General features: G+C 39.7%; 10 protein-coding genes. 5 read left to right on the plus strand and 5 right to left on the minus strand.

The window, feature by feature from the left end; all coding sequences use genetic code 11:
- Positions 1 to 47 precede the first annotated feature (47 nt).
- Positions 48 to 1,445 carry a M28 family metallopeptidase gene (locus NH153_RS14345; protein WP_063705014.1) on the plus strand — a complete coding sequence of 466 codons (1,398 nt, stop codon included), beginning with the start codon at positions 48 to 50 and terminating at the stop codon, positions 1,443 to 1,445.
- On the opposite strand, the gene NH153_RS14350 is transcribed toward NH153_RS14345, so the two are convergent.
- Complete coding sequence (locus NH153_RS14350) at positions 1,438 to 3,594, minus strand: ATP-binding protein (RefSeq protein WP_063705015.1); 2,157 nt, start codon at positions 3,592 to 3,594, stop codon at positions 1,438 to 1,440. The genes NH153_RS14345 and NH153_RS14350 overlap by 8 nt on opposite strands.
- 223 nt (positions 3,595 to 3,817) lie before the next feature.
- Between NH153_RS14350 and NH153_RS14355 the strand changes: the two genes are divergently transcribed.
- From NH153_RS14355 to gdhA, 3 genes are all read left to right on the plus strand, one after another.
- Positions 3,818 to 6,007, plus strand: coding sequence for an LruC domain-containing protein (locus NH153_RS14355; RefSeq protein ID WP_063705017.1), 2,190 nt, complete (start codon positions 3,818 to 3,820; stop codon positions 6,005 to 6,007).
- 2 nt (positions 6,008 to 6,009) lie between these two features.
- Complete coding sequence (locus NH153_RS14360; protein ID WP_063705020.1) at positions 6,010 to 6,495, plus strand: hypothetical protein; 486 nt, start codon at positions 6,010 to 6,012, stop codon at positions 6,493 to 6,495.
- An 82-nt stretch (positions 6,496 to 6,577) separates the two neighbouring features.
- Positions 6,578 to 7,930 carry an NADP-specific glutamate dehydrogenase gene (gene gdhA / locus NH153_RS14365; RefSeq protein WP_063705022.1) on the plus strand — a complete coding sequence of 451 codons (1,353 nt, stop codon included), beginning with the start codon at positions 6,578 to 6,580 and terminating at the stop codon, positions 7,928 to 7,930.
- A 241-nt stretch (positions 7,931 to 8,171) separates the two neighbouring features.
- On the opposite strand, the gene NH153_RS14370 is transcribed toward gdhA, so the two are convergent.
- From NH153_RS14370 to NH153_RS14385, 4 genes are all read right to left on the minus strand, one after another.
- Positions 8,172 to 9,146 carry a transposase gene (locus tag NH153_RS14370; RefSeq protein WP_063705024.1) on the minus strand — a complete coding sequence of 325 codons (975 nt, stop codon included), beginning with the start codon at positions 9,144 to 9,146 and terminating at the stop codon, positions 8,172 to 8,174.
- A 186-nt stretch (positions 9,147 to 9,332) separates the two neighbouring features.
- Positions 9,333 to 11,048 carry an AMP-binding protein gene (locus tag NH153_RS14375; RefSeq protein WP_063705027.1) on the minus strand — a complete coding sequence of 572 codons (1,716 nt, stop codon included), beginning with the start codon at positions 11,046 to 11,048 and terminating at the stop codon, positions 9,333 to 9,335.
- Positions 11,049 to 11,284: 236 nt separating this feature from the next.
- Positions 11,285 to 11,737: a DUF3010 family protein gene (locus NH153_RS14380; RefSeq protein WP_054554891.1), complete on the minus strand. Its 453-nt coding sequence runs from the start codon at positions 11,735 to 11,737 to the stop codon at positions 11,285 to 11,287.
- Positions 11,738 to 11,801: 64 nt separating this feature from the next.
- A complete protein-coding gene (locus tag NH153_RS14385; RefSeq protein ID WP_063705029.1) occupies positions 11,802 to 12,815 on the minus strand; it encodes an endonuclease/exonuclease/phosphatase family protein in 1,014 nt (337 codons plus the stop codon).
- A 248-nt stretch (positions 12,816 to 13,063) separates the two neighbouring features.
- Here NH153_RS14385 and thrS point away from each other — a divergent pair, with 248 nt between their 5' ends.
- Complete coding sequence (gene thrS / locus NH153_RS14390; RefSeq protein ID WP_063705031.1) at positions 13,064 to 14,974, plus strand: threonine--tRNA ligase; 1,911 nt, start codon at positions 13,064 to 13,066, stop codon at positions 14,972 to 14,974.
- Positions 14,975 to 15,028 lie beyond the last annotated feature (54 nt).

Genomic DNA, 15,028 nt, shown 5'->3' on the forward strand with positions numbered 1-15,028 from the left:
AATGAAATATTAGTTAGCCTTTAATGATTCATTGAAGGAGTGAAACTATGTTTAAGCGTAAAAAAATAACAACAACGGGTGCTTTGTTTAGCTCATCGCTGTTATTGATCTCGGCAGCTCATGCCACAACACCTCAATATAAAGATCAACAAGCTTTGCATGATATTGCAAATGCCGTTTCTAAAGCACGTATAGAGCAAGATATTCAAACGCTGGTTGATTTTGGCACTCGCCATACTCTATCTGAGACGAAATCAAATAAACGTGGTATTGGTGCTGCAAGACGTTGGATCAAGTCTGAGTTTGAGGCGATTTCTAAAGCCTGCGGTAACTGCCTAGAAATCATCGAAGTAAAAGACACTATATCCGGTGAAAAGCGTATTCCAAACCCGGTTGAAGTGGTCAATATTGTGGCTATTCAGCGCGGTCAAGTTGATGCGAACCGAATGGTTATGATGTCGGGTGATATTGACTCGAGAGTGTCTGATGTAATGGACTATACCTCAGATGCGCCAGGGGCTAACGATAATGCATCTGGTGTGGCTGGCGTGCTGGAATCGGCGCGTGTTTTATCAAAGTATAAATTTAATGGCTCAATTGTTTATGCAGCTTTATCTGGTGAAGAGCAAGGCTTGTTTGGCGGTAAAATTTTAGCTAAATATGCACAAGAGCATAATTGGCGTGTTCATGGTGTTTTAAACAACGACATGATTGGTAATTCAACCGGCATTAATGGGGTGACAGATAACACAACTGCACGTATCTTCTCTGAAGGTACTCGCGTTATTGAAACCAAAGAGCAAGCCCATAAACGCCGTTTTACCGGTGGTGAAGTTGACTCTGCAAGTCGTAACCTTGCACGTTACATTGATACAATCGCAGATCGCTACATTGAAAATCTGGATACCATGTTGGTATATCGACTCGATCGTTTTGGTCGAGGAGGGCATCACCGTCCATTTAACGATGTTGGCTTTGCCGCTGTGCGTATAATGGAAACCAACGAAAACTATAATCAACAGCATCAAGACTTGCGTACTGAAGATGGTATTACCTACGGTGACACCATTGACCATGTTGATTTTGCCTATGCGGCGAAATTAACGTCACTTAATGCAGTGACAATGGCTTCAATGGCATGGGCTCCAGCGCCACCAACGGGCGTTAGTATTTCCGGTGCAGTAAAGCCAAGTACAACATTAGCGTGGCATAAAAGCGATGATCCAACGGTGGTCAGTTATAAAATCTATTGGCGTTACACGAGTGAGCCACAATGGCAATTTAGCCGCGATGTTGGCAACGTCACCGAAGCAACCCTTAAAAATGTTGTTATCGATAACTACTATTTTGGTGTTGCCGCTGTAAACAAAGACGGTATTGAATCACCGGTTGTATTTCCTGGCGATGTTGGCGCGTTTGAATGGCCAGACAAATCAACTAAATAGGAATTGTAAGGTCATAGCGGACACCTCCCAGTTCGCTATGAACAGCTGTAATATGCCAGTTATGGGCTTCGACAATTTGTTTTACTATCGCAAGCCCAATTCCTGAGCCTGACTGTTTAACCGTTTTTAAGTCTGGCACTCTATAAAGATGGTCAAAAATCTTTGCTAAACTTTCATCGCTGACACCAGGGGCTGAATCTTCATAGCAGATTAAAAGCTGTGTTTGGTTTTGGCTAATCGTCAAATTAATCTTACCAGGGTGATTTGTGTACTTAAGTGAATTACTGATTAAGTTTGCAAATAACTGTGAAAGCCGTGTTGCATCGCACTCAAAGTTTAATTCATCAGCAACATTTTGTGAGAATCTCACTTCAAATTTATCAAGCTGGATCAGCATATCTGCGTGTAAGCTTTGGAAATACTCAGCTGCATTAATTGTTGTTACGTTGAGCTGAAAGCTACTTTGCTCTAAAAGTGAAATTTTATTTAAATCAGTTACTAAAGTTGCCATGTCGGTGATTTTTTGGTTGAGTTTTTCGTATGTAAGCTCATTAAATTGAGTTAAGCCTGCTTGGAGCGTTTCAAGGTGTAAGCGCAACCCGGTTAATGGACCACTTAACTCGTGAGCAACTTGTGATAATAACTTACTACGTTGACTGATTTGTTTATCTAGATAATTTCGGCGCTGTTCAATAAGCTGTTTTCTTTGTCTTACTCGTAATAAAGCAATGCCCATTACAGCTAAAAGAAGGCTAAATAATAAAATGCTGTATAAGATAGTTTGGCGCTGTGAAGCAATTGCTTGGCTTTTTTCATTGTCTTGGAGCTTTAAATCTTGAATGGCCAAATCGCGGTCGCGCATCGCAATGGAGTTTTGCAGCTCCGCTAAACGTTGATTGTAGTTGTTGCGGGCAAAGCCTTTTTCAAGCTCTGTAATAGTCCGTTGGTACGAAAATGCCTGTTTGTAATCAGCTTGTTGTACTGCCACAGTGATCAAATGTTCTAGGGCTGTGATTTGCTTTTGCAGCTTATTTTTTTGGTTGCTTAACTTGTAGGCTTGCTCAGCAAAATGTTTAGCTTGTTCGTGCTCAGTAGAGCCAATGTATAGCTTTGCTAATGTGAGTAATACATCAATATATAAGTGATCGTCTTGCTTGAGTTCAGTGATCACTTGTTTTTCAATGGTTAATGCCTGAGTTGCTTTATCGACTTCGAGCAAATTTATCGCAATATTATGGTTTGCCCAGGCAGTATTTCGTGTGCTGTTATAACTTGCGAACACCTGTTGAGCCTCTTGTGCGTATTCAAGTGCTGCATTGTAGTTTTTTAGCCCATATTCGCATTGGGATAGTTTAACTAAACTATGTCCGATATCAGAAAGTGAACCCGTTTGCCTATCAAAACTAAGGGCTATAATAAATTCGCTCTTTGCTTTTTCGTATTGTTCTAAATCTAAATAACTTTGGGCAATTGAATAACTTATGCCTGCTTGTAATGAGATGGACGGTGACATCTGCTGAATAACTTCACGGCGTTTTAGCTTATATTCTAGAGCAAGCGTAAACCGGTCTAACTGCTCAAGATTACGCGAATAACCATGGTAGAGCATTTCTTTTTGTTTTAAAGTTAATTCACGATTTTTGTCGTGTATATAAACCTCAAGCAAGTTCAAGGCTGCTTGATACTCGCCTGCATTATGATAAGCACTGACAAGGCTCGCCACGGCATCAATTTCATAATCGATAAGTTGTAAACGCTGAAACAGGGCGACATTTTGTTGCGATAAATTGATTGCAGATACTAAGTCACCTTCTCTGTAGGCGAGGCGGGCTTTTGCAAGATATAACTCGCTGTAAATGGGGGCGTCGCTTTTGTATTTAGGGCTTGCTTCAAGTTCATCAATGATAGTTTGCGCTTGTTGAAATTGGCCGAGGTGTATGTGAACGTGAATTAATCTAACGTTAAAACTGACTTGTTCTGCAAGGCTGGCGGACTCAATAAGCTTTTTATCGATGGCTTTTAAATAGTCATATCGTTTTTGGTAGTCACTGATTGTTCTGGCTTCATCAATGTTGTGTTGCAGTGTTGATGCAAAAGCACTGTTCATTGATAAGGCAAAGTACAGAATTACAGAGGCTTTAAGTTTCATAGTGGGGTTTATTATTATTTTTATTCCTAACTAGTCTAGCATGTCATTCTTTTAAGTGGGAATGATTTGCTTTTATAGCTAAAAAGAATTGCATTATGCAACTATGCCTCTTGCATCTTGCAAATACTCAGCCCAATTGTTCATAACGTCTTGTTTTAGAATGAGTTGTATTTTGGAATGGTTACTGCTTTGAGTAATAACACATCCACAGGAGAGTGTAATTATGAAAAGTAACATACCCGCTTACCTAATAACCGCACTTGCAACTGGCTTCGTAAGTGCAGCACCATTTGAACAGTGCCCAAGTAAGGCATTTTTAATTCAAGGTTCGCCTGCGCAAATGTATGGCGTTGACCTGGTATCAGCCAAAACCACCGTGCTTGCAGCGTCAATGGATTTTTCAACAGAAACGAATAACGACAGCGTTAATGCGGTTGGCTTTAATTATCAAGACCAATATATGTATGGCTTTAGTAAACAAGCACCAAAAAGTGTTGTGCGTATTGGTGACGATTATGTTTTACAACGTTTGACTGTAAATGGCCTGCCAGATACCAATTTTTATGTTGGTGATATTCATGTAAATAGTGAAACTAATCAGGCGATTTACTATTTATACCACCCTAAATTTGGTTTATATGGCATTGATTTAACTGAAGAGGCCGACGAGTATCAGGCACAATTAGTTGCAGGCTCAGCGAACTGGAATTTAGCTATTTATGATTTTGCTTTTCATCCACACAGCAATCTTTTGTATGCGGTTGAGTCAAACGGCGACCTCTATGAAATAAATTTAGATAACCAGACACCCACTTTTGTCGCTAACCTCGACATAGCAGGTGATACCGGTGCTAATGGTGCAGGCTATTTTGATGTACAAGGCCAGTTTTATTTTAGTAATAACCGCAGCGGTAAAATCCATAAAGTAGATTTGAGCACCAGCCCTGTAATGGGTTATACGCCTACTGCTTCAGTGTTTACCTTAGGGCCAACATCGAATCAAAATGATGGTGCACGCTGTGCTATTGCTGAAGTAAAAGTAACTGATAATTCTATCGACTTTGGTGATGCACCCATGCCATATAAAACAGCACTTGCTCATAGTGGTGCCCGCCATTTGTTTGACCCTAATGAAGACCAATCAAATTTAGTTTATTTAGGAGCCGTTGTTGATGGCGAAAATATTAACACACCTGCTGATTTACAGGCTTCACCGGTCGATAGTTCAGATGATGGTGTGAGATTTGTTACTGATTTTGTTGCAGGCTCTACCAGCCAGGTAATAGTGACCGCACCTAATGATAATGGGTATTTATATGCTTGGTTCGATTGGGATCAAAATTTCCAGTTTGATCCAGATGAAATCACAGTGAGCAAGTATCGCTTAAATCAAGGTGATAACAGTGTGCTGGTTGATGTACCGAGTGATGCTGTGATGGGAGCAACATGGGCACGTTTTCGTGTCACAGATGGCAGCGAAGCTAACCCAATTACCGCAAGTGGTGGGGTAACAGGCGGCGAAGTGGAGGACTATCCGGTAACCACTTATGGCAGTTTGGTATACCCAAGTGAGAATGGTTGGGTAACCCTTGCCTATGAAGATCAATGGCCTTTCGCTGGTGACTATGACTTTAACGATTTAGTTGTAAATTATCGTACTACATTGATTGATAAAGAAGGCCAGGCCATGGGCTACAAGATTGAAGGGGAATTAGTTGGCATTGGTGCTGATTTTCATAATGGCTTTGCAGTACGCTTGTACCAAACGATAGCCGATGGTGCTGATAAGCGAATATTAAGAAATCAGATTGATACAAGTTCAATTAATTTAACTATAGATGGCGAAACACAATCACATTCTATTTTAGAGCAAGGGGTTGAGGATGCTATTTTTATTATCATGCCAGATACATGGGATTTTACAGATAAGCAATCAAGCTGTAGTTACTTTAGAACTGAAACAGGCTGTGATACCAACAGCAAAGTTTCGTTTAGTTTAACTGTTTCACTTCAAAGTGGAGTAACAACAATAGAAGCCCCTAAATATACTTTAGATCCATTTATTTTTGCGGCTCAAGATCACTACCATGGTGAGTTTTTAGTTGGACAAAACCCACGCGGTTGGGAAGTTCATATTAAGAATCAACAACCAACCGAAAAATTCAATGCACAATTATTTTCAATCAATGGCTCTGATGATGCGAGTAATAGTGCTCAAAGTTATTATTTCCAAACAGAAACAGGCCTACCTTGGGCAATGGAGATTGGTAGCGCATGGGCGCACCCAAAAGAGAGTGTTGATATAACACATGCGTATGGTGACTTTAGAGCATTTGCTGAATCAGCAGGACGAGATAAGCCTCTTTGGTTTAATAATGCAAAACTTGCAAATGTTATTTTACGAGGAGAATAATCATGAAACATTATACTTTAGTAATCATTAGCTTAATGTTATCGGCGTGTGGTGGCGGTGGAGAAGGTAGTACTTCAACCAAGGCGGAAAGTACAACGGTTACGCAGACACCCACCACAAGTACTCCGCCACCAGAAACAACACCTCCAGAGACGAGTACAGATCCTGTGACAATGGTCGACTTAACAATTGCTCCTGAATTTGATTTAAGTAGCAAAATTGAGCTGAGTGTAGATGTAGATTTGAATATGGGTGATAGCAGAGCCTACTTAAATATCTGCTTAAAAGATGATGATAATAAAGCAGATTACAACCAATGCTTATTGCGCGCACCTTTAAAGCAAAGCAAGTTAACCTCGACTGTGATGCTTGCAAATAGTGCATTAGAGCTGGTGGCAGAAGTTTGGTTTTATGATTCTCAAAATGAGCCACTTCGTTTTCATTGGCAGCATGAAGAAGGGCAATCAGCAGTGTTCACTATTCGTTAAACATGAGTGATCGATTTTATGATTTATTCAGTTTAATTTTAATAGAGTTAATATTTTCAACAGCTTGAAAGAGGATTTTGTTATGCAATATGTTCAACAGATACTGCAATCAGTAAAAGAGTCTAATTCAAATGAGCCTGAGTTTTATCAAGCTGTTGAAGAAGTACTTTCATCAATTAGTCAGCTAGTTGAAGGTAATAGCGTTTATCAACAGCAAGCAATTCTTGAGCGATTAGTAGAACCTGAAAGACAAATTATTTTTAGAGTACCCTGGCTTGATGACAATGGTTTAGTGCAAGTTAACCGTGGTTTTAGAATTGAATTTAGCTCAACATTAGGCCCTTATAAGGGGGGCTTGAGGTTCCATCCGAGTGTCAATCAAAGTGTGGTTAAGTTTTTAGGCTTTGAGCAAATTTTAAAGAATGCACTTACCGGCTTGCCATTGGGAGGCGCTAAAGGCGGTGCTGACTTTAATCCCAAAGGAAAAAGCGACAATGAAATTATGCGTTTTTGTCAGTCATATATGACTGAACTTTATCGTCACATAGGTGCTAACACAGATGTACCTGCAGGAGATATTGGCGTTGGGGCGAGAGAAATTGGTTATTTATTTGGTCAATACAAACGGATTACTAATCAATTTCAGGGGGTACTAACTGGTAAGCCTGAGATTATGGGAGGGTCTTCACTGAGAACTGAAGCTACTGGCTATGGTGTTGCGTATTTTTTGAATGCTATGTTAGACGCTAAAAGTGATTCATTGAGGGGTAAGCGATGCTTAGTTTCTGGTGCTGGAAATGTAGCATTGTATTTGATGGAAAAGCTTGACCAATACGATGCTGTTATTCTTAGCTGTAGTGATTCAAAAGGAACCTTATATTGTAAAGACGGACTTGATGTAGCTCTTGTTAAACACTTAAAAAATGAGCGTGGCGCTGAGCTTAGGGATTATTTGAATGAGCATAAAAATGCCGAGTTTACACCCGTAAACCAATACCCTAGCGATGGACACCAAGTATGGCGATATGAAGCAGATATTGCTCTTCCTTGTGCGACACAAAATGAAATTACTAAAAAAGATGCAGAATCATTGGTTGAAAATGGCTGCTCTGTTGTATGTGAAGGCGCAAATATGCCAACCACAGCTGATGCGCTAAAAGTATTTAAAGAGCACAATGTCTTTTTAGGGCCAAGCAAGGCTGCAAATGCAGGTGGTGTTGCAACGAGCCAATTTGAAATGGCTCAAAACTCAAGCATGCAAAAGTGGCGCCCTGAACAAGTTGATGAAAAACTTCAACAAGTTATGAAATCTATTTTTGAAACTATTTCAACGACAGCTAAGAAGTACTCGAATGAACATGGCTTGGTGCTTGGTGCGAATATAGCAGGTTTCGAACGAGTTGCGGATGCAATGTTAAAGCAAGGAGTTGTGTAACTTTTCGGAATTAAAGTTAAATAGACATCCATTTTTTAAAAAAGACACCCACTTTTAATATGTAAAAAGTAAATAGTCACAGCTTTTGGTTGAGCTAATTTTGTATTTAAATGATGTTTAGTTCTTTTACATTATCCAGATTTAAGAGTTGGTAATTTAGTTTTAGATAAAGTTATTTTCAGAAGATAGACATTTTCTATTTATAAAAAATAGAGTAAAAAGTAGTTCAAGTGCTCTAAATTCAACAAAATAAAGCTTGGCTATTAGTTATTGAGCTTCTTCTCTTTCGTTTCATGCGATTTGAATAAGTAGTTATAGCTTGCTCTTTACCCGCTGTATTTTTAAACGAGCGGGTAAAGGAAGTGGTGAGTGTGAGCCAGTTTTCAGTACAGATGTTTAATCTTTCAAGTATTGGTAACGAATTTTCCGAAATTTTGCCTGGCTTATTTTCTCGTATTGAGCGCCCAGTACAATCTACAAGTTTTAGGTATGTTTCAAGCTCAAATGGCAGTCCCTTAGGCATGTGTTTGCGTGGTTTATCGGCGAAGCGCATTAGTGATTTTGGTTGTTTATTATTTTGTGCTGCATTAATTCTAGATTTAATACTGGTGTAGTCAGAATCTTCGGGTAAATCAGCCACTTTTGCTCTTACAGGGTTTAGGTCAACATACGCAAGGCAAGCGGCAAGTGCAGCTTCATCAAGTAAAGCTTGTGATTTAAAGCGACCTTCCCAAAACCGCCCTTTGCATCCATCTTCTAGATTCGCTTTTCGTGCAATGCTCTCATTAAGCACACGCATAAACCAACTAATACTGCTGAGTCGTTCTCGATATAAATTAACTCTGGCATTAACCGCAACGAGTTCGGCTTGTGTTAGTAATTCGCCATTTAAGAATCGTTGACATAAGAATGTACTTTTAAATACCTTATGCCACCTAATCAGAATCGCTCTATTATTCAAACGCTTTGCTTTTGCTATATCGATGTGAAGGACCAAATGCGTGTGGTTACTCATAACGGCGTAGGCGCAAATATCAATACAAAATATCCTGCCAAGTTGAAGAAGTTTGTTTTCAACCCAATCGCGCCGGTGTTCATATGAACGTCCAGTTAGTGGATCTAGTCCGCACAAATAAGCGCGACGAACACAGCGTGAAATACAGTGATAGTAGGGGGTGTTTGAAACGCTAATTAAGTTTCTACGTGGGGTTGCCATGCTCTTCTCCTCCATGAGTTGAACAATATAAGTTTAGTCATAATTTTGAAAAGTGAGAAATTTAAAATTGGGTGTCTAAATTATTTTCTATTCATAATGTGGGTGTCTTAATAAATTTCTTAATAAATTAAAAAGCTCAGGCGGGGCTGAGCTTTTTAAATTAGGTTATATTTTGCAAGCAAATGATTACGAAAAGGCTTTTTCGCTTAGGAGTTCTTGCATTTGTTCGCGCATTTTAAATTTTTGAAGTTTGCCTGTTACTGTCATTGGGTATTCTTCAACAAAGCGTATGTGCTTTGGAACTTTGAAGTAGGCTAGTTTATCTTTTAAGAAATCACGAATGGCATTTTCATCAAGTACCGCATCATCTTTAGGTTGGATCCAGGCACATACTTCTTCGCCGTATTTTTCATCACTTATACCAAAAATGGCCGCATCTTGAATACCGGGGTAGGTATAAAGTACTTCTTCTATTTCTCTAGGGTAGATGTTTTCACCGCCGCGGATGATCATGTCTTTTATTCGGCCTACGATAGCAACAAAGCCATCTTCGTCCATCACACCTAAGTCTCCTGAGTGTAACCAACCGTCTTGATCTATTGTTGCTTTCGTTTTTTCTTCATCATTCCAATAGCAGCGCATAATTCCAGCGCCACGGCTACATACTTCCCCGGGTAAGCCAACTTTTTGAACATCACCTAGCTCGTCAATAATTTTAACTTCAGTATGAGCTAATGCACGGCCCACTGTGGTGACTTGTTTCTCGAGTGGTGAGTCGGTTTCGGTTACATTATTGATAGGGCTACATTCAGTTTGACCATAACCAATAACAACCTCTTTCATATGCATTAATGAGTGAACTTTACGCATAACTTGCTCAGGGCAGGTTGAGCCGGCCATTACGCCTGTTCGTAGGCTAGATAAGTCATAGTTTGCAAAATCTTTAAGCTCTAACTCGGCGATAAACATCGTTGGAACACCATGCAGGCCTGTACAGCGTTCCTTTTCAACAACTTCTAGGGTTGTTTTAGGGTCGAATGAATCACCCGGAAAAACTGCGGTGGCGCCTTTACTTATACATACTAAATTGCCAAGCACCATACCAAAGCAGTGATATAGCGGTACCGGTATACAGAGTTTATCCTCATGTGTCAGCTTCATCGCTTGGGCCATCAAAAATCCGTTATTGAGGATGTTTTTATGCGATAAGGTCGCTCCTTTTGGATTACCCGTAGTACCAGAAGTAAATTGAATATTGATATCTTGGTCACAGCTTAAAGTAGCAGCTATTGCATCAAGCTCTAGCTTATGGGCATCTGTTGCGCGCTGCATGATATCGCTGAAGCTAAACATGCCAGTAGCAGGCTCATCACCAATACGAATTATATTTTTTAGATGTGGCAGGGCGTTTAAATTTAATTCACCTGCTTGTGAATCTTTAAGTTCCGGTGCAAGCTCATTGAGCATGCTTATATAATTACTGGCTTTAAATTCACTTGCTGTGATAAGTGTTGAACACTCAACACTATTGAGTGCGTATTTTAATTCGCTTGGTCGGTATGCAGGGTTGATGCACACCATAATTGCACCAATCTTGGCTGTAGCAAATTGGGTTAAGCACCATTCAATATTGTTAGGAGACCAAATACCAACCCGGTCGCCAGGTTTTACGCCAAGCGATAATAACCCCATTGCTAATTGATTAATCTGTTGCTGATATTGTTTATAAGTTAAACGGATCTGTTGATGATGAACAACAATCGCGGGGTGATTAGGGTGATTGTCGACAATATCATCTAAGTATTGGCCAATAGTTTTTTTAATTAAAGGAATGTCTGTGCGGCCTTGATAATAGCTTTGAGAAAGTGGAAGCGCATTACTGTGTGTGTTCGTTATCTGCATTATGTTCTCCGTGTCCGGTTAATGTGTTGTCATGGACTTGATGCAAAAGAATTGAAACTATCATTTAAGATAATTTCAAAACATGCGTACCTGATTAACTAAACACAGATTGTCGACAAAGAAAAGCTTTATAAGACTAATGTACAGAGTGTGATTTAAACAAAGCAGAATAAAGAATGGGTTTTGGATATAAAAAAACGTGCCGTAGCACGTTCTTTTTGATACTAAATTAGCAATTAAGCTTTTGGCTCATCTTGCTTATAAGTTTTACGCATGATGTACACGTAAGCACTTATGAATGCGTTTTCTTGGAACTTTTTCAGGCCTGTATCTTCAAAGTCGATAGGCACAGGGTTGCGTTTAAGCTGCTCTTTGATTTCAGTTGCCGATAAAATTTGTACATCTAAGCGCTCAATTAACTGAATAGCCGTTTCCATTTTGAAACCTTTTGCGCTACCAGCGAATTTACCTTTAGCTTGACGCTCTTTGATTGCCACAGAGTCAATTTGATAATCTTCCATTAACTTTTTGAAATCAAATTGGAATTTACGCATTACTTCTGTGTCATTACCGTTACCTAAGGTAAAACGTGTTTGTCTAACATCACGGATATCAAATACGTCATTGTCTTTGGTTAAAATGCACAGTAGTACGTCGCTACCTGTAATTTCTACACCACATGTTCTCATGGTCTTTCTCTAAATAACTTAATTTGCGCAATTATAGCAAGTAACGTTATGAAAAACAGGTGCTTTAAAAATGAATTTTAATAGCGATAGCACTGTGGTCACTTACGCTAATATCTTCACTAAGGATGCTTGGTGATATATGCCTATCATAACTTTCATAATCGAGCGCTTTAACCTTCGAAACTTGGCAGTCAGGATTAAAATGTGCAGAGGCGAGAATGTAATCAAGTACATTCCCTTTTGATTGATAATAATGACTAAAGGGCTTTGATTTATTCTCATAAAATGAGCGGCTAAACTCATAGCTGTCGGTTAAACCTACAACGGGTTCGTTATGTTCTATGCAAGGTTCGCAGCGAGTTGGGTGAAACCCTTGAGTCATAAACGATAAAGTTGGGCTGGTGAGTACATCATTAAAATCCCCCATAACAAGTGTTGCACATTGCTTTTCGCGTTGGGTTTTAAGGGCATCATAATAAACAATGGATGCTTCTAATGAGCGCGAGATTTGAGACTGCATGGTACCCACCGTTTGATGTAGCAACTGCAAAAGTGGATCTTCAAGGTTATGGATATTAAGTATATGCGCCATTGACTGGACGCGCTGTGATTTAAAATGAACCACATAAAAGCATACTTCACCAAAATCAGGTAAATCAATTAAGCATTTAATCGGCGTGCGGTTAAATTTGAACTCATTCTGATTATTTAAATACTCAAGTAATTCAGGGCATGGTGTCAATGCATCGGCAGATTTAAACGGGTATTTACTGGCAATGGCAACCACAGGATTGAATAACACTTGCGGATAAAGGCTATCATGGGACGGGCTATCTACGGTTTTAAAATAATCGTAGCCTGCTTCTTTGCATTGCACTTCTAGAGCATGCTGACTAAACACTTCTTGAAACGCCACCACATCAGGGTTTGCCTCATTTAAGAAATTAGCTACAAACAATTGTTTTTGCAGCCATTGTGTATTGTTGTATCGTTCATGTAGCTGATAAAAGGAGTAGGGGGGCGCGGTATAATTTAATAAATTAAACGTCGCAAATTTAAACGTACGCGTGTGTGGCATTTTGATCACCCTAAAAGTACTAACTCATTAAGTATGAAATGAGTTAACTAATTGTCAATTTAGTCTTCTTATTACTTGTATTTGAGTACGTGAGCGGCGACAATAGCTGCTTGTATTTGCGAAGACTCAGTAAATACAAGCTTAATTAGCAATGCTTATTCGTAAAAGCGTTGCAGAGTTACTTAAAATTAATTTAAAAATATTACATGTGGTGCATTGTAGGCATCACCACTGTATAAGGATTTATAATGCCAGTTATTACCCTCCCTGACGGCAGTCAGCGTAGTTTTGAAAACCCAGTAAGCACATATGATGTAGCAAATGATATCGGTCCAGGTCTTGCCAAAGCAACTATTGCAGGCCGTGTAAATGGCACCCGTGTTGATGCATGTGACTTAATTACCGAAGATGCGCGTTTAGAAATTATCACAGCAAAAGATGATGATGGTTTAGAGATCATCCGTCACTCTTGTGCGCACCTTATCGGCCATGCGGTTAAGCAACTTTTCCCTGAAGCAAAAATGGCAATCGGTCCGACCATCGATAACGGTTTTTATTACGACATCGATATGGATCACTCTTTAAGCCAAGACGATTTAGATGCAATCGAAAAGCGTATGCTTGAACTTGCTAAAACAAACTACGACGTTGTTAAAAAGACCGTAAGCTGGCAAGAAGCGCGTGATACTTTTGAAGCACGCGGTGAAACATATAAAATGGAAATTCTAGACGAAAACATCGCAAAAGATGATCGTCCAGGTTTATATCACCACGAAGAATACATCGACATGTGTCGTGGTCCACACGTACCAAACATGAAATTCTGCCAACACTTTAAAATTATGAAAGTGGCAGGTGCTTATTGGCGTGGTGATTCAGAAAACAAAATGCTGCAACGTATCTACGGCACAGCATGGGCAGATAAAAAGCAACTTAAAGCGTATTTAAAACGTTTAGAAGAAGCTGAGAAACGTGATCACCGTCGTATTGGTAAGGCGCTTGATTTATGGCATTGGCAAGAAGAAGCACCAGGCATGGTGTTTTGGCACAATGATGGTTGGAGCATTTACCGTGAGCTAGAAGACTTCGTTCGTGAAAAATTACGCGAGTATGATTACGAAGAAGTAAAAGGCCCATTAATGATGGACCGTGCGTTGTGGGAAAAATCAGGTCACTGGGACAAATACGCAGATGCGATGTTCACAACTGAGTCTGAAAAGCGTGAGTACGCAATTAAACCAATGAACTGCCCAGGCCACGTACAAATCTTTAACCAAGGTTTAAAATCATACCGTGATCTACCTTTACGTATGGCTGAGTTTGGTTGTTGTCACCGTAACGAACCATCAGGTGCCTTACACGGCCTAATGCGTGTTCGTGGCTTTACCCAAGATGATGCGCATATCTTCTGTACTGAAGAGCAAATCATGGATGAAGTATCGTCATGTATCAAAATGGTTTACGACACATACGAAACGTTTGGCTTTGAGAAAATCGTTGTAAAACTTTCTACTCGTCCTGAAAAGCGTATCGGTGAAGACGAAATGTGGGATAAAGCTGAGCTTGCACTTGCAGAAGCATTAAAAGCAAACGACATTGAGTTTGATTACCTACCAGGTGAAGGTGCGTTCTACGGTCCGAAGATTGAGTTCACACTGTATGACTGTTTAGACCGTGCATGGCAATGTGGTACTGTACAGCTTGACTTTGCATTACCAGGTCGTTTAGGTGCAACTTATGTTGCTGAAAACAACGAGCGTCGTACACCGGTTATGATCCACCGTGCTATTTTAGGTTCAATCGAGCGTTTCATCGGTATTTTAACCGAAGAGTATGCTGGTTTGTTCCCAACATGGCTTGCTCCAAAGCAAGTAGTGATCATGAACATCACGGATAAACAAGCAGATTATGTGCAAGAAATTGTACAAAAATTAAATAAACTTGGAATTAGAGCCGCTGCTGACTTGAGAAATGAGAAGATTGGCTTTAAAATCCGTGAACATACGTTAAAACGTATTCCATACTTACTTGTTGTTGGCGATAAAGAAGTTGAACAACAAGAAGTGGCAGTACGCACTCGCACAGGTGAAGACCTAGGCAAATTTAGTGTTGATGATTTCATTGCAAAATTAAGCGAAGAAATTAAAAATCGACAATAAAGCATGAGCGTGTAGGGCAAACAAACAGCCAACTACACGCTTTTTATTTTATAT

Source organism: Pseudoalteromonas gelatinilytica, from assembly GCF_001641615.1.
Classification (GTDB): Bacteria; Pseudomonadota; Gammaproteobacteria; order Enterobacterales; family Alteromonadaceae; genus Pseudoalteromonas; species Pseudoalteromonas gelatinilytica.